This window comes from Brasilonema sennae CENA114 (assembly GCF_006968745.1).
Classification (GTDB): Bacteria; Cyanobacteriota; Cyanobacteriia; order Cyanobacteriales; family Nostocaceae; genus Brasilonema; species Brasilonema sennae.
This window is the reverse complement of the sequence record NZ_CP030118.1, coordinates 7600605-7621923: the sequence shown is the minus strand read 5'-3', so window position 1 is coordinate 7621923 and position 21319 is coordinate 7600605. Positions and strand designations below refer to the sequence as shown.

Annotated in this window: 21 protein-coding genes and 1 pseudogene; 11 read left to right on the top strand and 11 right to left on the bottom strand. The window is 43.7% G+C overall.

All coding sequences use genetic code 11. From position 1 onward, the window contains the following. Positions 1–1225: 1225 nt before the first annotated feature. Positions 1226–1534: an NIL domain-containing protein gene (locus DP114_RS31715; protein ID WP_169266424.1), complete on the top strand. Its 309-nt coding sequence runs from the start codon at positions 1226–1228 to the stop codon at positions 1532–1534. Positions 1535–1997: 463 nt separating this feature from the next. On the opposite strand, the gene DP114_RS31710 is transcribed toward DP114_RS31715, so the two are convergent. Next, positions 1998–2645 carry a response regulator transcription factor gene (locus DP114_RS31710; RefSeq protein WP_169266442.1) on the bottom strand — a complete coding sequence of 216 codons (648 nt, stop codon included), beginning with the start codon at positions 2643–2645 and terminating at the stop codon, positions 1998–2000. 1077 nt (positions 2646–3722) lie between these two features. Here DP114_RS31710 and groES point away from each other — a divergent pair. Beyond that, the gene (gene groES, locus DP114_RS31705; protein ID WP_169266423.1) at positions 3723–4034 is read left to right on the top strand and encodes a co-chaperone GroES; all 312 of its coding nucleotides are present in this window, start codon (positions 3723–3725) and stop codon (positions 4032–4034) included. A 103-nt stretch (positions 4035–4137) separates the two neighbouring features. Further along, positions 4138–5778 (top strand): chaperonin GroEL, encoded by a 1641-nt coding sequence (groL, locus tag DP114_RS31700; protein ID WP_169266422.1) that lies wholly within the window; start codon positions 4138–4140, stop codon positions 5776–5778. A gap of 377 nt (positions 5779–6155) precedes the next feature. Here the strand turns inward: groL and DP114_RS31695 are convergent, their stop codons facing one another. The 6 genes from DP114_RS31695 to DP114_RS31670 form a co-directional block, all read right to left on the bottom strand. Then, on the bottom strand, positions 6156–6275 hold the full coding sequence (locus tag DP114_RS31695; RefSeq protein WP_169266421.1) for a photosystem II reaction center protein J: 120 nt from the start codon (positions 6273–6275) through the stop codon (positions 6156–6158). Between the two features lie 75 nt (positions 6276–6350). Beyond that, entirely contained in the window at positions 6351–6470 is a 120-nt protein-coding gene (locus DP114_RS31690) for a photosystem II reaction center protein L (RefSeq protein WP_211178552.1), read from the bottom strand. Positions 6471–6479: 9 nt separating this feature from the next. Continuing rightward, a complete protein-coding gene (gene psbF / locus DP114_RS31685; RefSeq protein WP_169266420.1) occupies positions 6480–6617 on the bottom strand; it encodes a cytochrome b559 subunit beta in 138 nt (45 codons plus the stop codon). Between the two features lie 9 nt (positions 6618–6626). Further along, entirely contained in the window at positions 6627–6878 is a 252-nt protein-coding gene (psbE, locus tag DP114_RS31680; protein ID WP_169266419.1) for a cytochrome b559 subunit alpha, read from the bottom strand. A gap of 96 nt (positions 6879–6974) precedes the next feature. After that, positions 6975–7997: a photosynthesis system II assembly factor Ycf48 gene (locus DP114_RS31675; RefSeq protein WP_171978017.1), complete on the bottom strand. Its 1023-nt coding sequence runs from the start codon at positions 7995–7997 to the stop codon at positions 6975–6977. A gap of 89 nt (positions 7998–8086) precedes the next feature. Then, positions 8087–8422 (bottom strand): rubredoxin, encoded by a 336-nt coding sequence (locus DP114_RS31670; RefSeq protein WP_169266417.1) that lies wholly within the window; start codon positions 8420–8422, stop codon positions 8087–8089. A gap of 171 nt (positions 8423–8593) precedes the next feature. On the opposite strand from DP114_RS31670, the gene DP114_RS35905 reads away from it, so the two are divergent. The 5 genes and pseudogenes from DP114_RS35905 to DP114_RS31650 all read left to right on the top strand — a co-directional run bounded on the left by DP114_RS35905 (position 8594) and on the right by DP114_RS31650 (position 11721). Beyond that, complete coding sequence (locus DP114_RS35905; protein ID WP_256379301.1) at positions 8594–8725, top strand: hypothetical protein; 132 nt, start codon at positions 8594–8596, stop codon at positions 8723–8725. Positions 8726–8849: 124 nt separating this feature from the next. Then, on the top strand, positions 8850–9212 hold the full coding sequence (ndhC, locus tag DP114_RS31665; protein WP_169266416.1) for a photosynthetic/respiratory NAD(P)H-quinone oxidoreductase subunit C: 363 nt from the start codon (positions 8850–8852) through the stop codon (positions 9210–9212). Then, positions 9203–9937, top strand: coding sequence for an NADH dehydrogenase subunit K (locus tag DP114_RS31660; protein WP_171978016.1), 735 nt, complete (start codon positions 9203–9205; stop codon positions 9935–9937). Before ndhC ends, DP114_RS31660 begins: the two co-directional genes overlap by 10 nt. Positions 9938–10079: 142 nt before the next feature. Continuing rightward, positions 10080–10598: pseudogene (locus DP114_RS31655) on the top strand (NAD(P)H-quinone oxidoreductase subunit J); the annotation flags it as partial. A gap of 295 nt (positions 10599–10893) precedes the next feature. After that, positions 10894–11721: an Rpn family recombination-promoting nuclease/putative transposase gene (locus DP114_RS31650; protein ID WP_171978015.1), complete on the top strand. Its 828-nt coding sequence runs from the start codon at positions 10894–10896 to the stop codon at positions 11719–11721. Between the two features lie 101 nt (positions 11722–11822). Here the strand turns inward: DP114_RS31650 and DP114_RS31645 are convergent, their stop codons facing one another. The 4 genes from DP114_RS31645 to DP114_RS31630 all read right to left on the bottom strand — a co-directional run bounded on the left by DP114_RS31645 (position 11823) and on the right by DP114_RS31630 (position 13945). Then, positions 11823–12035 carry a hypothetical protein gene (locus DP114_RS31645; RefSeq protein WP_169266412.1) on the bottom strand — a complete coding sequence of 71 codons (213 nt, stop codon included), beginning with the start codon at positions 12033–12035 and terminating at the stop codon, positions 11823–11825. A gap of 18 nt (positions 12036–12053) precedes the next feature. Beyond that, positions 12054–12299 carry a hypothetical protein gene (locus tag DP114_RS31640; RefSeq protein ID WP_171978014.1) on the bottom strand — a complete coding sequence of 82 codons (246 nt, stop codon included), beginning with the start codon at positions 12297–12299 and terminating at the stop codon, positions 12054–12056. A gap of 220 nt (positions 12300–12519) precedes the next feature. Further along, a complete protein-coding gene (locus tag DP114_RS31635; protein WP_171978013.1) occupies positions 12520–12687 on the bottom strand; it encodes a hypothetical protein in 168 nt (55 codons plus the stop codon). 313 nt (positions 12688–13000) lie between these two features. Beyond that, positions 13001–13945: a tetratricopeptide repeat protein gene (locus DP114_RS31630; RefSeq protein WP_171978012.1), complete on the bottom strand. Its 945-nt coding sequence runs from the start codon at positions 13943–13945 to the stop codon at positions 13001–13003. Positions 13946–14222: 277 nt separating this feature from the next. Between DP114_RS31630 and DP114_RS31625 the strand changes: the two genes are divergently transcribed. The 3 genes from DP114_RS31625 (at position 14223) to DP114_RS31615 (ending at position 20881) form a co-directional block, all read left to right on the top strand. After that, positions 14223–16256 (top strand): elongation factor G, encoded by a 2034-nt coding sequence (locus tag DP114_RS31625; protein ID WP_171978011.1) that lies wholly within the window; start codon positions 14223–14225, stop codon positions 16254–16256. A 575-nt stretch (positions 16257–16831) separates the two neighbouring features. Then, positions 16832–17905 carry a CHAT domain-containing protein gene (locus DP114_RS31620; protein ID WP_171978010.1) on the top strand — a complete coding sequence of 358 codons (1074 nt, stop codon included), beginning with the start codon at positions 16832–16834 and terminating at the stop codon, positions 17903–17905. A 30-nt stretch (positions 17906–17935) separates the two neighbouring features. Then, complete coding sequence (locus DP114_RS31615; RefSeq protein WP_172195365.1) at positions 17936–20881, top strand: NACHT and WD repeat domain-containing protein; 2946 nt, start codon at positions 17936–17938, stop codon at positions 20879–20881. Positions 20882–21319 lie beyond the last annotated feature (438 nt).

The following is a 21319-nucleotide window of genomic DNA, read 5'->3' as shown; positions in this document are numbered from 1 at the left end:
TAACGCGGATTAAAAAAGGTTCCGAATCTTCTCCAAGAGTGAGGAAAATTTGAGGCAATGTTAAGATGGTAAGCACCGAAGGTAGGTGTTAACACTTAACTTTGGAAACCAGCATACTAGGCGCTTTGCGCTTACCATTTCATGGGGAAGTATTGCTAATCTCCCGATGCTATTTGTCATAACTGCTAGTATCAAAAAGCCGTTAAAGTTCAAAAGTTGCTTGATTTATTACAGTTCACACGAACCCATGTGCCAACAGCTTTATCACTAAAATAGATTCATTAACAAGCAGATGTTTAGCAATAGCCTCTGAAGATAAATATCTCTAACAGCCGATGCCAGTTGTGCTATGTAACGAGCTAGTCGCAGTGCGAAATTTACCACAGTCGATAACCTTTGTTACACTGCAATGCCTAAGCTACATAGATAAATAGATGACAACATTAGTAGATAGATAAATAGAAATTCACTCAAAAAGTACTGTTGTCTAGACAGTGTATGTTTATTGCAAAACAACATAAAAAATCCTGAAACCTCACTTTCAGTCAACACTTCAAGCTATTTATTTATTTATTGAAACCATAATGCAAACTATGTGAAGTCTTTGGCGATTTGGAACGTGATTTTGCAACAACTTTGTGTATGTATTTCTTTACGCCGCTATAGCTTCTAAAAAGAATATCAACTGTTCAATTCATTACACAGTAACGTTTGGTTAATTTAAGGTAAAATATTGAATTTTAAAGTGTAAATATTTATGAATTCATATCTAGTGGTACGAAATGTTACCAACTTTACGCTGTTTTATCACTTCCATTAAAAAATACAGAACTCTTGGAAACTTTTTGCCGAAGTATATTGAAGCAATAACGTGATAATGATATTCAATATTATATTATTCTCAAAGTTAAATTCCAAATCTAAATAGATACGGAAGTTTAAGCGTACAGCGAAGTCGCGTGAAACGCCGTCTATGGTCACAAGTTGCGGGAGTTCAGCGATTGAACAAGTTGTAACTACCATTAATACGTTTTGAAATTTGCTTATGTAAAATTTTATTAAACTTCCTTATTTCGAGGGAGTAGTAGGCAATTAGGATGAACCTGGAATTTAAGACCATAACAGGATATCCATTTAATAAAAAGTAGTGTCAAGATTTTTTTATTCAGAGAAAAGTTCGTTGTAACATAAAACCCGCATCTAAAAATTACAAAGGAAAGCTATTATGGCCATTCCAAATCAACAGGGTAAATCTACTATCGATTTTCGAGACAACCGACGCACTACAACTCACATTACTGTTCATATTCCCAAGGAGTTGCACAAACAACCGGTAATTTCACGCCTGATATCTTATTGCGGCATCACAGTCAATATTGCAGCAGCCCAACTGAATGGTCATATGCCGCAACGAGGCTGCTTTGATTTAGAGCTACGAGGAACAGTTTTCCAGATTGCTAGTGCCTTAACGTATCTTAATGAACTGAATTTAGAAATTTCCCACCCATTTCTTACTGAAGAACAAGGTTGGTAAGTAGAGTTTCTACCAATAAGCAACGAGTGCTGGGCGCTTGTAGCTACTCAGCACTCGCTAAAACTAGTCGTTACCCTTATGGAAGCGCTCTTTGCGCGTCTACAAGTCGCTTAACTATACGCGGCAGTCGTCTGCACAGATTGATACACTAGTTGAACTCAACGGGGAGGAGAAACCCCAACCCAAATGCCAGTTACCACCCTCACGGAAAGCAGTTGCGGGTCTACAACGAACGAAACTTCCGTAGGCGGAATTTTTTTTCTGTGTAAACATTGAGCTTGCCGGTTTTCCTGGATACCCCAAAGCCTGCTGGGGGAAGCAACCCAAACCAGCGACCTTTGACCGTTGAGGCAACTGTGTGCTGATCCCTTCCGGCACGGCTGCGCCCAAGGGAGACGCTACGCGAACCGAGGGTTCCCTTGAGTGTACGATCTGCCGCTTTGTGGCGTCTACAGCATTGTGCTTACGCCATTTGATTTTCAATTGCCCACCGCGCTAGTTCAGTGCGATTGTGGAGATTGGTTTTGCCCAACATATTGGACACATGGCTTTCTACCGTGCGTTGGCTGACATTTAATTCTTCAGCTATTTCGCGGTTAGCTAAGCCCCTAGCCACAAATTGCACTACTTTGAGTTCTGTTGGGGTTAACTGTACATCGAAGGGAACTTGGATGCGTGAACCGTTATCTCCTCCTTTTGCTTGGTGTTCTTTCCAGCGAATGGTCTGCTTCAGAGAAGATTCTACTTGTGCGACCAATTCTTCCGGCTCAAAAGGCTTGACCATGTACACATCAGCACCTTTATTCAGACCTTTTACTCGGTCTGAGCTTTGTCCCTTAGCTGAAAGGAATAAAACGGGAATCCAACTGGTGCGTTCAGTTTGCCGGACTTGTTCTACAAAAGTATAACCGTCCATTTCTGGCATCATCACATCGCAAATGATCATGTCTGGAATATCCTGCTCTAAAATGTCCAGTGCTTCTCGACCATTTTCGGCGGTGCTGACATCATAACCCCGGAATTCCAAGTAATCCTTCACCAGCAAGATGAGGTTAGGATCATCATCAATAAGTAGAAGTCGTTTGTGATCTTTCATGCTGGGTTCTTTCATAGCAGTGGCACTTATGGCGCTTGATCCATCAAGGTCTTGAATCAATATCCTCTTTGGTGGATTAAGGAGGTGTTGTGCTTTTTCCTACTTAACTTGCGTTTGCTTTCTAAAGTCCTAAAAGTGGGTCTCACTCTCAAGAAATTCTCTACAAACAGCAAAAGTCCAGTAAGGATACGTAGAGCAGTAGTATTTATAATGCGTTATTATATATCGCTTTGAAAGCTGCGGGTTAAAAAACACTGATTAAATAATAATTATTCAGGTTAACAAGTAAGTGTTGGACTCAAGATGCTCCCAAATTACAATTAACCCACACTTTCATCTGTTTACTACTGTGCCATATCCTTGTTGGATGTTAAGCTTCTATAAGTTGTTCACGACAACCTAGGGAACTTTTTGGCAAAGGATGGGAAAACACAATGCATATTCTTCTACCACCTTGTTGCCTAAGAAGTGCTCTTGTATAATCCGCTCAATGGCTTCCGGGATTGTTGGGCGATACCGCACAGCATCCGGGTAATCCTTTATTATCAGTCTAGAACAGCAAACTGGCAAGCAATTGATTTTATTTCCAAATATGCAACTAAAATTGCCATCTTGCCTTTTGTGAAGACTTAATTGTTTGAGTCGTTTTTTTAAGCCTTCCCAAAATGGTAAACGAGCTTGTTCGCAGAAGCAGTTAGAAACTATTGGGACAAAACTAGTTAAAAGGTCCCTCGGAATTTTCGACAGTTCTAAAGCTTCTATAGAAATACTTAGGGCTTTATTCGCTGGTGTAAGCGTGGTTTTTCGTAGCTGAAGGCAGGACTGGATCACTGTAGTGTTACTCAAATGGCGGCTCCCTGATAACTGTTCTATATCAATTTCCCAGCTTTGCAAACAAAGTTGCCCATATATCCATATTCGTCATTTACGGAGTAAAACCTGAAAGCTCAGAAAAGTAGAGTATATGTACTTACGTGGGTTTGGGCAAGCAAAGTTCGGGAACCCGTACAAAAGAAAATGTTGCCATTGCACTTCGCCTTTAGGTACATTAGCACTCAGGAGTTGAGAGTGCTAACGAGGTGAGAATTTGGTATGGCAGCTGTAACTTTAAGCGTTTCTACAGTTAAACCCCTAGGCGATCGCGTATTCGTCAAAGTGAACGCGGCTGAAGAAAAGACCGCAGGTGGTCTGTATTTACCCGACAACGCAAAAGAAAAGCCCCAAGTAGGCGAAGTTGTTGCCGTCGGTGAAGGCAAGATCAAAGATGACGGTGCTCGTCAAGCGTTGGACGTGAAGGTTGGAGATAAAGTTCTCTACTCCAAATACGCTGGTACCGACATTAAACTTGGAACTGACGAATACGTCCTGCTCTCTGAAAAGGACATTCTGGCAGTCGTTTCATAATCTTTTAGTCATTTGTCATCAGTCATTTGTCATGAGTTGTTGGCAAAGGACAAAAAACAAATAGTATTCTTTGTAGTTTTCTGCTAAACATTCTTTGACAATTATGGCAAAGCGCATCATTTACAACGAAAACGCACGTCGTGCCCTAGAAAAAGGCATGGACATCTTGACTGAAGCGGTAGCTGTTACCCTCGGTCCCAAAGGTCGTAACGTAGTCCTAGAGAAAAAGTTTGGCGCACCACAAATCATTAATGACGGTGTGACCATTGCTAAAGAAATTGAATTGGAAGACCACGTAGAAAATACTGGCGTTGCTCTGATCCGTCAAGCGGCTTCCAAGACGAACGATGCTGCTGGTGATGGCACCACAACTGCGACCGTTTTGGCTCATGCAGTAGTCAAAGAAGGCTTACGCAACGTCGCAGCTGGTGCAAATGCTATTTCGCTAAAACGTGGTATTGATAAGGCTACCAACTTCTTGGTAGACAAAATCAAAGAACACGCTCGTCCCGTAGAAGATTCCAAAGCAATTGCCCAGGTTGGTTCAATCTCTGCTGGTAACGACGAAGAAGTCGGTCAGATGATTGCCGAAGCAATGGATAAGGTGGGTAAAGAAGGTGTGATTTCCTTGGAAGAAGGAAAGTCCATGACCACGGAATTGGAAATCACCGAAGGGATGCGCTTTGAGAAAGGCTACATCTCTCCCTACTTTGCAACCGATCCTGAGCGGATGGAAGCAGTTTTCGATGAGCCTTTCATCCTGCTAACCGATAAGAAAATCGCCCTGGTGCAAGACCTCGTACCCGTATTAGAGCAAGTAGCTCGTGCTGGTCGTCCTTTGGTGATTATCGCTGAAGATATCGAGAAAGAAGCTTTGGCAACTTTGGTCGTTAACCGCCTGCGTGGTGTGCTGAACGTAGCTGCTGTGAAGGCTCCTGGGTTTGGCGATCGCCGCAAATCAATGCTAGAAGACATCGGTATCCTCACCGGTGGTCAAGTTGTCACAGAAGATGCTGGCTTGAAACTAGATAGCACCAAGTTAGATTCTCTAGGTAAGGCTCGCCGCATCACAATCACCAAAGACAACACCACCATTGTTGCCGAAGGTAACGAAGCTGCAGTTAAAGCTCGGATTGACCAAATTCGCCGTCAAATCGAAGAAACCGAATCTTCCTACGACAAAGAAAAGCTACAAGAGCGTCTTGCTAAGCTAGCTGGTGGTGTCGCCGTCGTTAAGGTAGGCGCTGCGACCGAAACCGAAATGAAGGACAAGAAGCTGCGTTTAGAAGACGCTATCAACGCTACCAAAGCTGCTGTGGAAGAAGGTATCGTTCCTGGTGGTGGTACAACACTGGCTCATTTGTCTCCTGCACTCGAAGAATGGGCAAACGGCAACCTCAAAGCTGAAGAGTTGACTGGTGCGTTAATTGTAGCTCGCGCCTTGGCTGCTCCTCTCAAGAGAATTGCTGAAAACGCTGGTCAGAACGGTGCTGTCATCGCCGAGCGCGTTAAGGAAAAAGACTTCAACATCGGCTACGATGCTGCTAAGAACGAGTTCGTTGATCTGTTTGAAGCTGGTATCGTTGATCCTGCCAAAGTTACCCGTTCTGCTCTGCAAAACGCTGCATCCATTGCTGGTATGGTGTTAACCACTGAATGTATTGTGGTTGACAAGCCTGAGCCAAAGGATAACGCTCCTGCTGGTGCTGGCGCTGGTATGGGCGGCGGCGACTTCGATTACTAAGATTCTTTTGACATCCCCCTAGCTTGTGCTGCGTGGGGGATTCCCAGAATCACTACTGAGGTTTTCTGGTTGTACGAAAAACCTCATCGAAAGACGGGGCTTACCGTGAACTAGAGGTGATTTAAATATTGTTATAAAAATTTACCGCCTATCTTGTTAAGATAGGCGGGTTTTTTGTGCTAATGATTTGTCACACTACTATGCTGCCTGACGGCTGAGTGTAAGCTTCTAGCAGATTTTATTTTTCTATAACTTCCCTCTACAACGTTTCATAGTAAGGAATATGCCCCGCCTTACTTAATCTTTACAAAAATAAAGACACTTTTACTTGCGTTGAATATTTTACACACAAGAGGCAGGGACGGGGTTTTACAAGATCACGTTGGAGCACCAAGTCCGGCGTAGGACCCATAAAAGAAAATACCTACAACGGTGATGACGCCTAAACCTGCGATTGTCGCAACAACCCATAGAGGTATTCTGCCACTTCCAGACACTGCTTTCTCTCCTTTCTTTGCTAAAAAGATTAATGACAAAAGTTAAAAAACATGACTCAATAGCCGTCATTCCAATTAGTTAAAGAAGTAACTGGAAAACAAAATACCAAGAACGAAAATCATTAACAGTCCGAGGTAAAGCGAAGTTCGGTTCAGTTCAACCGGCTGCTTATTAGGATTGGGGCTTCTTTCCATGATTTTTTCCTAACGTTGAATAAACTGCATTGAGGCGATCGCGCCTAAAAAGAAGATAGTTGGCACAGCTAGAGTGTGAACTGCTAGCCATCTGACTGTAAAAATTGGATAGGTAACTGGTTGATTGACGTTATTTCCGCTAGTCATGATTTCAAACTACTTTGTGTTACTAAACTGTTCTACTTGTTGTTTTGCATCAAAACGGTTATTCACAATTGGCAATTCCTGCCGTGCTCCTGGGTAATATTCATTAGGGCGAGGTGTACCAAACGCATCGTATGCCAAGCCAGTGCTGACAAACAACCAACCCGCAATAAACAGTGCAGGAATGGTGATGCTGTGGATCACCCAGTAACGAACGCTCGTAATAATGTCCGAAAATGGACGCTCTCCAGTAGTTCCTGACATTTATATCCCTACCTTCACAAAAATTGTTATTGAGATCATTATCCTACAAAGTTAAGAAAGAGTTACACCTGGTAACTTCTTTCTCACAAATCAGCTTTAAGCAGCCTCTGATTTGGTAGCAGCTGCGATACTAGGATTATATTTGAGTAAAACACCGCGATCGCCAATCACAAATCCCTTGTCTGGACTCAGAAAAACAATTTTGTAGAAATTGGCGGGAACTTCTTCAACGTCACGGTCTTTTTCCCAAGTTTTGCCACCATCAGGACTGCGCAGCAAATTACCGCTACCACCACTAACCCAAACTTCATCTGGTGTACGATAAGCCAGATCTAGTAACCCCCAACTAGTAGAAAGCTCTGGATTTTGAGCTTTCTGCCATTCCTCTGGGTGAGCTGGGTCGGTAAACTGTACCTGACCACCTCGTGCTAACATCCATACTTGACCATTTTCGGCAAATCCCATATTTTCTACCCGTCGGGAACTATTCCGCTTGTGGGGTTCCCAAGCATTTAACCCTGGTTCCCAAGTTGAGTAGAAGTTACCTTTTGCAGAAACAGCCACATATTTGCCATCAGGAGAACGTTCGATGTTGCGAACCACACCAACAGCTTGTTCTACCTGTGCTTTCCAGTTTTTACCGCCATCTGTGGTTTTGTATATCGCTCCAACATCTGTCGCGATCTCAACTGTGTTTTTTCCTAAAGCAACAGTACTAACAGGATTACCTGGTAGATTTTCACTCAGTTGAATGCGGGACCAAGAACGACCTTCATCGGTGGTGTGTAATAACAAAGCCGGTTCTCCAGCTATCCATCCCTCTTTTCCTGCAAAACTGACCGTATTAAAACGATACCTTTGGTCATCTAATTCTAATTCTAAAGGTTGCCAAGTTGTACCACCATCTTTTGTTTCCAAAAGAGTAGCATTGCTGCCTACTAGAAAACCATGCTGGGGGTTATCTGTAAAAGCAATATCCAGTAGTTTTGCTTGTGTTGGGATAGAAATAACTTCCCAAGGGTTGAAGGTGGTTGAGGCGACATTACTACAACCAACACACATAAGGATGACCACGAACAAAGCGAGTATTCGTTGGCAATTTTTCACAATTGGAAGCATCTGTTATCTGTTTGTTTTTTTGTGAATTTGTGAATTTGTGTATGGGTTTTGTGTTATTCAGGTATTACCCACCCCGTAAAGAGCGTGTTTTATCGTAAGCCATAGAGACTGAGAAAAAACAAAAAGCCAACAGCCAAAGCTCCGAAAATGAGAAGATTTTTCTGGCCTGGTGTCAGAGTATTCACACCCAAACCAAATTTCAGATTTTCGTCAAAGCCAGATGCTTTGCCAGCAGGACCAATGTTTGCAAAAGCACTCTTTTTTGCACCGCAAACTGGACAGCGCCAAGTAGAAGATATTTCCGCAAAGCCTGTCCCAGGGGCGATGTCACGCTTGTCGTCCCCCTTCTCGGGTTCGTAAACGTAACCGCAAGAACGGCACTCGTAGCGGTCTGACGCAGTTGTTTCAATAGCTTGTTCGCTCATGGCTCTTGGCCTCAGTGAGAAGCAAATATTAAATATACGTTAAAAATTATGACATTAAGTGTTAGGTTTTTCTATGTTGACCAAAAACGAATCAAATCATCTACAGCTCAGGTTGTTGAGATTCAAGAAAGTCAAATAGATATAATGTAAAAGAAGTTTACACTTCATCGGATGCCTATCGCTTGCCCCTTGAGCGATCTGCCGCTATCTGGAGCGCGAAGCGATGCTCCTTTAGGAGCCGCCAAAGGCGATCGCCCACTCAGCGCAGCTTCTTCAAAAGAAGGCACGGCATCCCTCAACTGAACGCCCTTCGGGTTCGCCCAAGGGGAAAACCCAAGCCCAGAGCTAGTTGCCGTGAGAGCGAGAAACCCTTTCCCAGCACTGCTCTGGTCAAAGTTATTAGCACCAAAAGCGGTAGAAACTGATTGTGTTTGTCCTTAGCGGTTACGAGTATCTTCTTGGCTTCTTAATTATCTGTAGCCTAGTGCCTGCCTTGGCTCTGTCAGCGTCCAAGCTCCTGCGACCCAGCGGTCGCAACCCAGAACGGCGCACCACATATGAATCTGGCATGGAACCCATTGGTGGAGCTTGGATTCAATTCAACATTCGCTACTACATGTTCGCGCTGGTCTTCGTCATCTTTGATGTTGAGACTGTATTTTTGTATCCTTGGGCGGTTGCTTTCCACCGTCTTGGGCTATTGGCATTTATTGAAGCGCTGGTTTTTATTGCAATTCTTGTCGTTGCCCTAGCGTACGCATGGCGTAAAGGAGCTTTGGAATGGTCTTAGATACTAACATAGAACAGCAAAAAGAGCGCATTCTCAACCCGATTTCGCGGACTACAGTAACCCAAGATTTGTCAGAAAACGTTATTCTGACGACGGTTGATGACCTCTACAACTGGGTGCGCCTCTCTAGCCTTTGGCCAATGCTGTTTGGCACCGCTTGCTGCTTTATTGAGTTTGCAGCTTTGATTGGTTCCCGATTTGACTTTGACCGCTTTGGTTTGATTCCCCGTTCTAGCCCTCGTCAAGCTGACTTAATTATTACTGCAGGCACAATTACCATGAAGATGGCACCTCAGCTTGTGCGTCTTTATGAGCAAATGCCAGAACCCAAGTACGTAATTGCTATGGGTGCTTGCACGATTACTGGCGGTATGTTCAGCGTAGATTCTCCTTCAGCGGTACGCGGTGTCGATAAATTGATTCCAGTGGATGTTTACTTACCCGGTTGTCCCCCACGTCCAGAAGCAATTATTGACGCAATTATCAAGCTGCGGAAGAAGATAGCAAATGATTCGATGCAGGAACGCGATCGAATTAAGCAAACCCACCGCTACTACAGCACAACTCACAACCTCAAACCCGCAGAGCAAATCCACACTGGTCACTATTTGCGGACTGAGTCTCGCTTCGCACCACCGAAGGAGTTGACTGAGGCGATCGGTTTACCCGTCCCACCTGCTCTTTTGACTCAAAAGGTACAAAAGGAGGAAACTAAGCGTGGCTGAAGAATCGAAAGAAGAATCCAAAGCTGAAGAATCTAAAGCTGAAGAACCGAAAGCTGAAAAATCCAAAGCTGAAGAACCGAAAGCTGAAAAATCCAAAGCTAAAAAACCTAAAGCTGAAGAATCCGAAGCTGAAGAATCAGAAGAAGAATCCGAAGCAGCACCAGCAGAGGAAAAGTCAATAGTCAAAGCAGGCGCGGTTTCGGTGTGGTTAACTGAAAATGGCTTTGATCATGAATCTCTACAAGCAGATCATAGCGGTATAGAGATTATTAAAGTTGAGGCAGATTTTCTGCTTCCACTTTGCACTGCACTGTATGCTTATGGGTTTAATTCTCTCCAGTGTCAAGCTGGGATTGATTTGGGGCCAGGACAGCAGTTGGTTAGTGTCTATAACTTGATTAAAATCAGTGATAATGCTGACCGTCCTGAGGAAGTGCGCCTCAAAGTGTTCCTCCCACGGGAAAATCCTAGAGTTCCCTCAGTTTACTGGATTTGGAAGACAGCAGACTGGCAAGAACGCGAGTCCTACGATATGTATGGCATTGTCTACGAAGGACACCCAGATCTGAAGCGGATTTTGATGCCAGAAGATTGGGTAGGTTGGCCCTTACGTAAGGATTACGTGTCGCCTGACTTCTATGAGTTGCAGGACGCTTATTAAAGCAAGCGTATCTTATTTTTAGCCCCTCTTTGCGATTTGTCGTCGAAGAGGGGTTTGTTTTTTGTTTCGCAACAGAAGCGAGCCAGCACTGCGGACGGTTTAGTAAATGCCAACGCGCTTATTACTGGAGTTTAGACTACGGCAAGAGGTTACCAGTTGCCCCAACGATGAAAACAAACTACATATTTTGGAGGTTCTATCTGTAGCCAGCTTTTAGAGAATTGTTATAATTTCAGTTACTTTGCGTTCCCTTGTATCGCTTTTAGTCAAAACTTCGGTAATACAGTTTAACAACGTGCGGACTGACAAAATATTCTACAGTTTGTTTCAAGCTTTTCCCAGCATTTTTTTTGACATAATTGGCGACACAACCATCAATCCCAATACTTATGAATTCGTTTCCGTTGAACTCAAAGAAACTGCCTTTCGGATTGATGGTGTATTTGTCCCAGCAACTGAAACCACAAAGGAGCCAGTTTACTTTGTCGAAGTTCAGTTTCAACTAGACTCAAATTTTTATAGGCGCTTTTTTGCAGAAATCTTTCTCTATCTGCGTCAAAATACATCCGTTAAGTTTTGGCGTGCAGTTGTAATCTATCCCAACCAAAGTTTAGATCCAGACGATCAACAGCCATATCAGTTGTTGCTGGAGAGTCCACAAGTCCAGCGGATTTATTTAGATGAATTAGGCACAGCAGCAGAAAACTCGCTTCAACTTGCGGTTGTGCAGCTAATTATAGAGCGGCAAGAGACAGCCGTTGATCGAGGTAGAGAATTAATTTTGCGCGCAAGACAACAACTGGCAGATGAAGCAACCAGGAAGCAAATTGTAGAATTGATAGAAACCATCCTGTTGTACAAGTTTACTCAATTAAGCCGAGAGGAGTTGGCAGCAATGTTGGGCATAGATGACGAATTCAAAAACACAAGGATGTATCAATCCATTAAAGAGGAAGGTAAGGAAGAAGGTAAGGAGGAAGGTTTAGAAGAAGGTAAGCTGCAAGCAAAGTTAGAAGCAGTACCCCGATTGTTAACTTTAGGTTTGAGTGTCGAACAAGTAGCAAGGACTTTGGATTTGACGCTGGAGCAAGTACAGCAAGCAGCCCAAAACCAATCTAGCTGATAGCTAGTGCATGAGGTGTTTGATGGCTACAAAACCGAGCGGTGCGGAAACCGCCACCTTTGGCGATCTCAGATCTTGCACCTAACCGTATAAGCCCGGACTTAGTTAAAAGCAGTGCAAGAAAGTGACACGGTTTTTCTTGTTTTTTTGGTAAGAATAAGGGCTTGAGGCAACGCAGGTGAGTGTGAAAATTCAATCAACTTTTCTTGGTGCAAGATGTGAGCGATCGCCCCTATTTTCAAAGATATTGAAGGAGCGATACGGAAGCCGCCACCTCCGGTGAACGCACTTTCGATCGCTCCCTTCGCGAGCATCACACTTTATTCACAACGTTACATTTTACCTTTTTGCATAACTTCCTGAAGGTGATGGCGGATTTCCTTTGCGTGCTCGATATCAGATTGCCGCAACTTCTGGAACAGTTCTACACAAGGCTGAGAACCTGCTTGCTGTGCATCGTTGATGTAAGTATCATAAGCTTTGATTGCTTCAGCTTTGTTATGCAACACGGTGAGGAAGTCATATTCCAGGTTGCTGATCGGATTTTGAGTTTGAGTGTTTCCTGTAGTTTGAACCATAAATTTACCCTCCTTTGGGTTTCTTATTTACTTCTACTCGCTCGAAAACAGGTATTCATCTTCCCAAAAGAGTATGCCAGGATACGCTATTAGTTGTAGCGGCGATCACCCTAAGGAAGTTACATTCTCAATACGGTTCGGTAGTCTCGGTTATCTGAGCACAGAATAATCACAATTAAGTCTTGGAAAGCCTCCATCTTACGAACAATCCAATGCCGATCTAGCTAGCGATCGCCCGTATATGCCCAGAGGGGTTTTTCCAAAACCCCTCTCCCCAAATCTCCGATTTGGGGCAACCAAACGGAGTTTGGTTGGGGCATAGGGCGCGCCAAGGGCGATCGCTAAATAAAAATTGACTCTTGAGGCGCTTTTTCATCAACCTGTCCATGATTATCGAGACAACTTCATTGCACACCAGCCATTTCAGTTCATAATTTCATTGTCTCTTAACTCAGCCTTCTTTTAACAGCTAAGTAAATGGAAAAAAGTTCTGTGTGTCATTGCGTTTATTTATTTCCACCCACTTATCAGTAAAAACTGATAACCCTTCGGGTATCTCCTGCGGAGACGCTACGCGTAAGTCCCAAAGGGACACGCTTACGCGAACGCCCTTGGCGTGCGCTTTGCGCTTATGCAGTCGCCTCTGTCGGGAAACCCTCCTGCAGCGCTGGCTCACTGTTTACTGATAACTGTTCACTGATTTAACGAGGTGGATAATTTACGTTTGATATTTGTTGCCACAAATTTTGTGCATTTTTCGCCCACTGGAAATTCTTCTGAGCTTTGTATAGATCTCTGGCATATTGCAACACTTCTGCTGCCTGTGGATATTGCTTTAACTCTATAAAAACTAACCCAGCGCTATAATAAGCATTGGCATTATTTGTGTTTGCTTGTGCTGATTTTCTAAAAGCTTCTAATGCATCTTTTAATTTTCTTTGATTTAACAAAATTGCACCGAGTTCGTAATGAGCTTCGGAATATTTGGGATTTCTTTTAACTGCTTTGCGAAAGGCATCTTTTGCTTTATCAGTTTGCCCCTGTTGTAAATAACAGATGCCCATATGATAAGCAGGTTCTGGTGCGTTTTTGGTCAGTTCAATTGCTTTTTTAAAGGATGCGATCGCTTGCTCACAATCTCGTTGTTGCTCGCGCAGCAACCCTAAATTATAGTGAGCCGTTCCTAATTTAGGATCAAGTTGTATTGCTCGTTGCAAATAATCGTTCGCTTGCTGCCAATTACTCCCTTCTAAAAGCGAGCCACCGAGATCAGCATATGCCTGGGCAAACTGGGGATCAGATTGTGTCGCTTTGTAAAATGCATCAGCCGCAGGTTGTAATTGTCCTGCTTGTCGCAGTGCTAATCCTAAGTTGTAGTGAGCTGCGGCTAAGTTGGGATCAAGTTCTGTGGCTTTACGAAATAAGGCGATCGCATCTTTGACTCTCCCCACCTGAATGGCTTCTAACCCTTGTGTTAAGTAATCTTGAGCGCTGCTATCAATGTATTGCGCCAGTTTGAGAAGGTGATGAGATAAAGGAGCAGCCGGAGGTGGAGAAGCTGAGGATGATGGGCACACAAGGCTTTGGATCACTAATATCAAACCCACTAAAGTAGGAAGGCGATTTTTATAAAGAGGAACCTGCATTGTTTTCTGGTGTTGGAACAGTTTAAGTTACGTTTACTTTACAAAGTTTTTGTTACATATGCTCACATTCATATAAGTTTAATTTTATATAGCAAATTTTGTAATAGTTAAATTTTCTTGAGTTAAATATTACGAGAAAATACAATTTTTCACTACCTATATTAAAAGAGAGATAATCTCAAGTTAAGGAGACAATAATCTTTGGGATCATCAAATTTTGAACTATCAATAACATAAGATAACGCGGCTAGATATGTCTAGCTGCAAGGGAGGTTGTATGAACGAAAAAGTGAAATCGGGTTCGCGAAATGTGGCAATTGTTGGTCCATATTTAAGTGGAAAAACCACATTCCTGGAAAGTTTATTATTCGTTACAGGTGCAATAACTCGCAAAGGCAGCGTTAAGGATGGTAACACAGTAGGAGATAGTGCTGCTGAATCGCGCGAGCGCCATATGAGTGTAGAAGTGAGTGCTGCTAGCACTGAATATAATGACACTCGCTTCACATTTATTGATTGTCCTGGAAGTGTGGAATTTGCCCAAGAAACGTACAACGCCTTAATGGGCGTGGATGCAGCAATTGTCGTTTGCGAACCCATCACAGATCGAGTTCTCACTCTTGCCCCTTTATTTAAATTCCTGGACGACTGGGAAATTCCTCACCTCGTCTTTGTGAATAAAATGGATCGGGCTAATATCAATGTCTTAGACACGCTACACGCTCTCAAAGCCGTTTCCAGTCGTCCCTTGGTAGCGCATCAATACCCCATTATGCAAGGGGAACAGCTCATGGGCTTTATCGACTTGGTGAGCGAACAAGCATACAAATACCATGCAGGTGCACCTGCTGATCCTATACCTTTCCCTGAAGAACTTAAAGAAGAAGAACACATAGCACGGGCAGAAATGCTCGAAGCTTTGGCAGATTTTGACGACCATTTACTAGAAGAACTTTTAGAAGACATCGAACCTCCCCAAGAAGAAATCCTCAAAGACCTGAAAATGGAATTAGGGGCAGATTTGGTTGTCCCTGTTTTCTTTGGAGTTGCTGAGCAAGATTACGGTGTACGCCCACTTCTAGAAGCTTTACTCAGAGAAGCGCCTGAACCAGAAACCACAGCAGAACGTCGCTTAAAAGTTAAAAAAGGCGATTCCCCTGTGGCGCAAGTGCTGAAAACTTACTACACTCCCCAAGGTGGCAAATTATCTCTGGTACGAGTTTGGCGGGGTAAGTTAACTGATGGCATTGTTCTCAACGGCGTTCGTGCTGGTGGTTTGTACCGCCTCATGGGACAACAGCAGCAGTCAATTAATCAAGCTTGTGTTGGTGAAATCGTTGCTATTAGTCGTTTAGAGGGTATTAAGACCGGGGATACTCTTTCTTGTGAACAGATAACGACGGCATTACCCAAAGCTGCACAGTTAGAACCAGTTTACGCCCTGGCGATTACTCCCGAAAAGCGCAACGATGAAGTAAAACTCAGCAGTGCGATTACTAAGCTGTTGGAAGAAGACCCCTCTCTTGCTTGGGAACAACACGGCGATACTCACGAAGTTATCCTTTGGGGTCAAGGTGAGATTCATTTGCAAGTTGCACTAGACCGACTGCGCCGCAAATATAATCTACCGATGACCACGCACTTACCGCAAGTGCCTTACAAAGAAACCATTCGCAAACCAGCGTCATCAATTCACGGACGCTACAAACATCAAAGCGGTGGTCATGGACAGTTTGGCGATGTTTACCTGGACATTCAGCCATTATCACGCGGCGAAGGCTTTAATTTCAAAGAAACTATTGTAGGTGGTGTTGTTCCTAGGCAATACATTCCTGGTGTGGAAGTAGGCGTGCGAGAGTTTTTGTCACATGGTCCATTGGGCTTTCCAGTTGTAGATGTCAAGGTAACTCTCACAAATGGTTCTTACCACACTGTTGATAGTTCTGAGCAAGCATTTAAGCAAGCTGCCCGTGTTGCCATGCAAACAGGAATGCCAAAGTGTGAACCTACTCTACTAGAACCTATCCTCCGTGTGCAAGTCTCCACTCCAAACGAATTTACTGCCAAAGTACTGCAACTTGTGACTGGTAGACGGGGGCAGATTTTGGGTTATGAAGGTGTACATGACTGGCAAGGATGGGACTGTGTGATTGCTTATTTACCACAAGCAGAGATGCAGAACTTTATTGTGGAGTTGCGATCGCTCACTCTTGGCGTTGGTTCCTTCCATTGGGAATACGACCATCTTCAAGAAGTTCCTGATAGAATTGCCGATCGCATTCTTACCTCTGGTAATGGCAATGGTAAATGATTCTTGATTTTGGATGACTAAAATTCTCTGATTTTCCACAGTTGCTGATTTTTGGTAATCATATGAGGACACCTGTATTCGGTGTCCTTTTATTTTCCAAAGATTGTTTTTTTGCAGTAGTTGTGAAAAAAAGTACTTGTGAACTACCTACGCCTATCTGAGTATAGATAAGGTGTAGGTAGTTCACCTGCATAAGTCAACTCGAAGTTTATCTATAAAAAGAAGTAAAAACTTAGTCGAAGCTCACATTTTATCTGTCATCTGAGATCTTGCACCTCCGGTTGAGTACGCCTTGAACTAAAGTACCCTGCGGGAAGCCCTCCGGGTTCGGGGGTTCGCAATCGACGGGAACCGCCAAGACTGCGACCCCCTCACCGCCTCCGGCGTCTACAAGGCTAATAACCCAAGTCCGTTCAAACGGACTGAAAAATTTACTCAGTCCGTTTGAACGGACTTGGACTTTGAGCCAAGAAATTTATTTCTTGGCGGACGAAAAGTATGGTGCAAGATCTAAGTAATGATATTTTATAACTCCTGTCAAAGTGTAAACCCTAACCCCTGCTCTAAACTCTTTCATGAGTCATAACACGTATGTCAAAACAATTCTGATTCTGGCTGCCAATCCGACAAATACCTCTCGGTTACGACTGGATGAAGAAGTACGGGAAATAACTGCGGCGCTAAAACGTGCCAAAAATCGCTATGAGTATCAAATCGTTACTAGGTGGGCGACACGAGTGGAAGACCTGCATCGTGCGCTGTTAGAATACCAACCGACTATCGTTCACTTTTGTGGGCATGGTGATGGTAGCAATGGCTTAGCTTTGGAAAATAATTTTGGACAAGTACAACTGCTCAGTACACAAGCCTTGGCTAGGTTATTCGGGTTGTTTCAAGACACGACAGAATGTGTTTTACTTAATACTTGCTATTCAAAAGACCAAGCAGAGGCAATCCACCAACACATTGATTATGTTGTGGGTATGAATCGGGCGATAGGGGATGTCGCCGCGATTAAATTTGCTACTGGATTTTATGATGCGTTGGGTGCTGGCAGACTCATAGAGGAATGTTTTGCAATTGGTTGTACTTTCCTTGATTTACAAGAAATTCCAGAGGATTTAACACCTGTCCTCAAAGCAAGACGACGTCGAAACCAAACAGAAATCACAACAAATTCAGAGAACGTAATACCCGGAAAATCTTTTAAGGATGATTCTAGGAGTGATGATAACAAGGTGACACAAAATCGCTCAGTTTCTATCGGGGGTAATGTCACTGGTAGTGCGGTTCAAACAGGCGATCGCAACGTTGCCAATATACAATTTCAACCTGTGAGTTTACCTGCACCTGAAAGTGTTGATATTCGGGCGGAACTGAAGGCACTGCAAGAGGCGATCGCATTGCTGGAAAGTCCGGATCGTCGCAAAATTGAGAATGCCTTTGCTGATGCCGAGGACGAGGTAAACAAGCCCAACCCAGATAAAAATGAGGTAGGTAAGGCATTGGATCGAGCGTTCGATTATGCTAAGAGGGCTGAGGGATTTGCATCTGTGGTTGAAAAACTTAAACCTCACTTAACCAAAACAACGGCTTGGTTAGGAGAGAACTGGCATAAGCTACTAAGTATCGTTGGTTTGGGAATTTGACAGGAGTGGATTGATTTTGAGGCAGAATCGATGAGCGATAGCGGGTTAAGGGATGAAAATCGCAGTATTAGGATTGAAAAAGATGCTATCAGCAGTGCAATTATTTCTGGAGATGGTAATAGAGTTGTTATCTATCAGTACCAACTTGAGCGTCAACTAAAAGAAGAAAAAGTTTCTACCACAGGAGAAATAGGTTCCAATCCTTACAAAGGACTACTTGCATTTCATGAAGTTGATGGCGATCGCTATTTTGGGCGGGAAAAACAAATCGAAAAACTTTGGAACCTGTTTCGCACTCTTCACGAAAACACAACTCAACTAGAAGCGCCATTACGTTTATTGCCAATTTTGGGACCATCCGGTTCTGGTAAATCTTCCCTGGCGCGTGCTGGTCTAATTCCAGAATTAGCCCGTCGTCCTTTACCGGGTAAGAGTCAAGCGCGAGTGGCGGTGCTTGTCCCTGGTACCCATCCAATTCAAGCTTTAGCAACAGTGTTGGCAAGGGTTGCGACTAATGACCAAACTCCTGTAACTAAAACCCGCGAGTTTGCAGAAGAATTAAAACAAACTAGCAGTAACACTACTGATACTATTATTTATGATGGCTTAAGACGCATTGCCAACGTCTTACCAGAGATTGCCGTATCGCCGTTAGTGGTGTTAATAGACCAGTTTGAAGAAGTTTACTCGCTTTGCAATGACCCGAATGAGCGCCAAATATTTATTGAGAATTTAATTCATGCCGCAGGCGATCGCTCTGGTTGTGTATCAGTTATTATAACTTTGCGTAGTGACTTTCTTGGAGAAACACAACGACACCCAGCGCTTAATCAAGTCATTGCCGAGCTTGGCGTATTTGTACCTGCCATGAGTACAGAGGAATTGCGGCAAGCAATTACCAAACCAGCATCAAATGCAGGTCATCCATTAGATAATGCTGTAGTTAGTTTGTTACTAAAGGACACACAAGGGCGGGAAGGAGCATTACCCCTACTCCAGTTTGCATTAACCCGCATCTGGGACGGGCTAAAAATTGGTGTTGAACCTGTCAAGACGCTTGAACAAATTGGTGGAGTTGGTGGAGCATTAGCAGATGAAGCTCAGCGCATTTATCAAAGCCTCAACAAACAAGAAAAGAAAATTGCTCAACGAGTCTTTCTGGGGTTAGTGCAGCTTGGGGAAGGAACAAGCGACACCCGTCGCCGTGCCAATATTGATAGCTTGCTTTCTTATAAAGATGAACGTGAGTATGTTAAAAAAGTGATTGATAGATTCGCTAGCCCCGGTGTGCGGTTAGTTACTCTTTTTAGCATTAATGGAACACAAACAGCAGAAGTTACTCACGAAGCCTTATTTGCTAACTGGGGACAGATGAAAGAATGGCTAGATAGTAGCCGCAGCGATATTCGCTTTGGGCGTCGCTTAGATGAGGCAGCAAGGGTTTGGGATGAAAACAATCGTCCAGAGGGAAGTCTTTGGCGTTCTCCAGATTTGGATTTTTTAAAGAATTATTATGAGCGAGCCAGCGATGATATGACACTGCTACAAGTGGAATTTTTTGAAGCTTCCCAACAAGCAGAGATTAAGAGAAAGCGTTTACAACGGCTTGCAATTGGAGGACTAGTTACAGGTCTTGTCACAACAACAACAATCGCAGGCTTTGCAGCTTATCAATGGCAAAACGCAGAAATCGAGCGAATAAAACAAACTGCCATATCAGTAAAAAGTTTGTTACCGATTGTTCCTTTACAAAACTTAGTCACCGCAATTAGTCTTGTAGGACAAAGCCGCTCACCTTTGTTTAGTTTCCCCAATCAATCATTACCCCCATCAGTACAAGACAGCTTATTCAGTGCAGTCCAAAATAGTAGGGAAAAAAATATTTTTAAAGGTGATCAGGATTACGTCAATTCAGTAGCAATAAGCACAGATGGTCAGACAATTGTCAGTGGTGGTGATGATGGCGCAGTGCGGTTGTGGGATAGCAAGGGCAACCAACTCCCTACCTTAACAGGTCATCAGGGTGCCGTCAATTCAGTAGCAATAAGCATAGATAGTCAGACAATTGTCAGTGGTGGTAATGATGGCACAGTGCGGTTATGGGATAGCAAGGGCAAACTACTCTATACCTTAACAGGTCATCAGGGTGCTGTTAATTCAGTAGCAATAAGCACAGATGGTCAGACAATTGTCAGTGGTGGTAATGATGGCGCAGTGCGGTTGTGGGATAGCAAGGGCAACCAACTCCCTACCTTAACAGGTCATCAGGGTGCCGTCAATTCAGTAGCAATAAGCATAGATAGTCAGACAATTGTCAGTGGTGGTGAAGATGGCACAGTACGGTTGTGGGATAGCAAGGGCAAACCACTCTATACCTTAACAGGTCATCAGGGTTTGGTCAATTCAGTAGCAATAAGCACAGATGGTCAGACAATTGTCAGTGGTGGTGAAGATGGCACAGTGCGGTTGTGGGATAGCAGGGGCAATGAACTCGCTACCTTAACAAGTCATCAGAAGTCTGTCAATTCAGTAGCAATAAGCACAGATGGTCAGACAATTGTCAGTGGTGGTGAAGATGGCACAGTGCGGTTATGGGATAGCAAGGGCAAACTACTCTATACCTTAACAGGTCATCAGGGTGCTGTTAATTCAGTAGCAATAAGCACAGATGGTCAGACAATTGTCAGTGGTGGTAATGATGGCGCAGTGCGGTTGTGGGATAGCAAGGGCAACCAACTCGCTACCTTAACAGGTCATCAGGGTTCCGTAAAATCAGTAGCAATAAGCACAAAAAATAAAACAATTGTCAGTGGTGGTTCAGATGGCACAGTGCAGTTGTGGGATATTAAATTTGAGTCTTGGTTGAAAGCTGGTTGTGAGCGATTACAGGATCATCCTGTTTTCCAAAATCCTCAAACTTCTGATGAGAAAGGAGCTAAGGCAACGTGTGAGCCATATTTGCGTTCATCTCGTTAAATAGCAATGTGATATGTCCGCCGCGAGTGGAACGGAGTGGAGCGTAGACCCCTCCCCTCCGGGGAATTCAAAGTTCAAAATTCAAAGTTCAAAAAAAAGAATTCTTAATTTTGAATTTTGAATTTTGAATTTTGAATTTGAGCGTTCGCGCAGCGTGCGCCTCTGGCGCTCAGCGAGTTTCGCAGCGGCAACAAAAGACCCCATAACCACGTCGGATTATGGGGACTTAAAACTACTATGAACAAGATGTGCTAGGATACCCCGCCCAAGGATAGCGGGGTGCGTGCCATCATTATTTAGTTAGGGATGGGTGAAGTGATTTATGCATTTTCGTCGTGGGGCGATACGCATGATTGTGTCTGCGCTTTGCGCGATAAGCCTCTGGCTTTAGCTTGTGCGTATCGCGCTAACAACAAAATCCCCTGCAATCCGTGTGGT

Excerpts from the sequence above, each read along its gene's own strand:
- DP114_RS31715 (WP_169266424.1), top strand. The coding sequence starts at position 1,226 with ATGGCCATTCCAAATCAACAGGGTAAATCTACTATCGATTTTCGAGAC.
- DP114_RS31710 (WP_169266442.1), bottom strand. The coding sequence starts at position 2,645 with ATGAAAGAACCCAGCATGAAAGATCACAAACGACTTCTACTTATTGAT.
- groES (WP_169266423.1), top strand. The coding sequence starts at position 3,723 with ATGGCAGCTGTAACTTTAAGCGTTTCTACAGTTAAACCCCTAGGCGAT.
- groL (WP_169266422.1), top strand. The coding sequence starts at position 4,138 with ATGGCAAAGCGCATCATTTACAACGAAAACGCACGTCGTGCCCTAGAA.
- DP114_RS31690 (WP_211178552.1), bottom strand. The coding sequence starts at position 6,470 with ATGGAAAGAAGCCCCAATCCTAATAAGCAGCCGGTTGAACTGAACCGA.
- psbF (WP_169266420.1), bottom strand. The coding sequence starts at position 6,617 with ATGACTAGCGGAAATAACGTCAATCAACCAGTTACCTATCCAATTTTT.
- psbE (WP_169266419.1), bottom strand. The coding sequence starts at position 6,878 with ATGTCAGGAACTACTGGAGAGCGTCCATTTTCGGACATTATTACGAGC.
- DP114_RS31675 (WP_171978017.1), bottom strand. The coding sequence starts at position 7,997 with ATGCTTCCAATTGTGAAAAATTGCCAACGAATACTCGCTTTGTTCGTG.
- DP114_RS31670 (WP_169266417.1), bottom strand. The coding sequence starts at position 8,422 with ATGAGCGAACAAGCTATTGAAACAACTGCGTCAGACCGCTACGAGTGC.
- DP114_RS35905 (WP_256379301.1), top strand. The coding sequence starts at position 8,594 with ATGCCTATCGCTTGCCCCTTGAGCGATCTGCCGCTATCTGGAGCGCGA.
- DP114_RS31660 (WP_171978016.1), top strand. The coding sequence starts at position 9,203 with ATGGTCTTAGATACTAACATAGAACAGCAAAAAGAGCGCATTCTCAAC.
- DP114_RS31645 (WP_169266412.1), bottom strand. The coding sequence starts at position 12,035 with ATGCTCGCGAAGGGAGCGATCGAAAGTGCGTTCACCGGAGGTGGCGGC.
- DP114_RS31640 (WP_171978014.1), bottom strand. The coding sequence starts at position 12,299 with ATGGTTCAAACTACAGGAAACACTCAAACTCAAAATCCGATCAGCAAC.
- DP114_RS31635 (WP_171978013.1), bottom strand. The coding sequence starts at position 12,687 with ATGGACAGGTTGATGAAAAAGCGCCTCAAGAGTCAATTTTTATTTAGC.
- DP114_RS31630 (WP_171978012.1), bottom strand. The coding sequence starts at position 13,945 with ATGCAGGTTCCTCTTTATAAAAATCGCCTTCCTACTTTAGTGGGTTTG.
- DP114_RS31625 (WP_171978011.1), top strand. The coding sequence starts at position 14,223 with ATGAACGAAAAAGTGAAATCGGGTTCGCGAAATGTGGCAATTGTTGGT.
- DP114_RS31620 (WP_171978010.1), top strand. The coding sequence starts at position 16,832 with ATGAGTCATAACACGTATGTCAAAACAATTCTGATTCTGGCTGCCAAT.
- DP114_RS31615 (WP_172195365.1), top strand. The coding sequence starts at position 17,936 with ATGAGCGATAGCGGGTTAAGGGATGAAAATCGCAGTATTAGGATTGAA.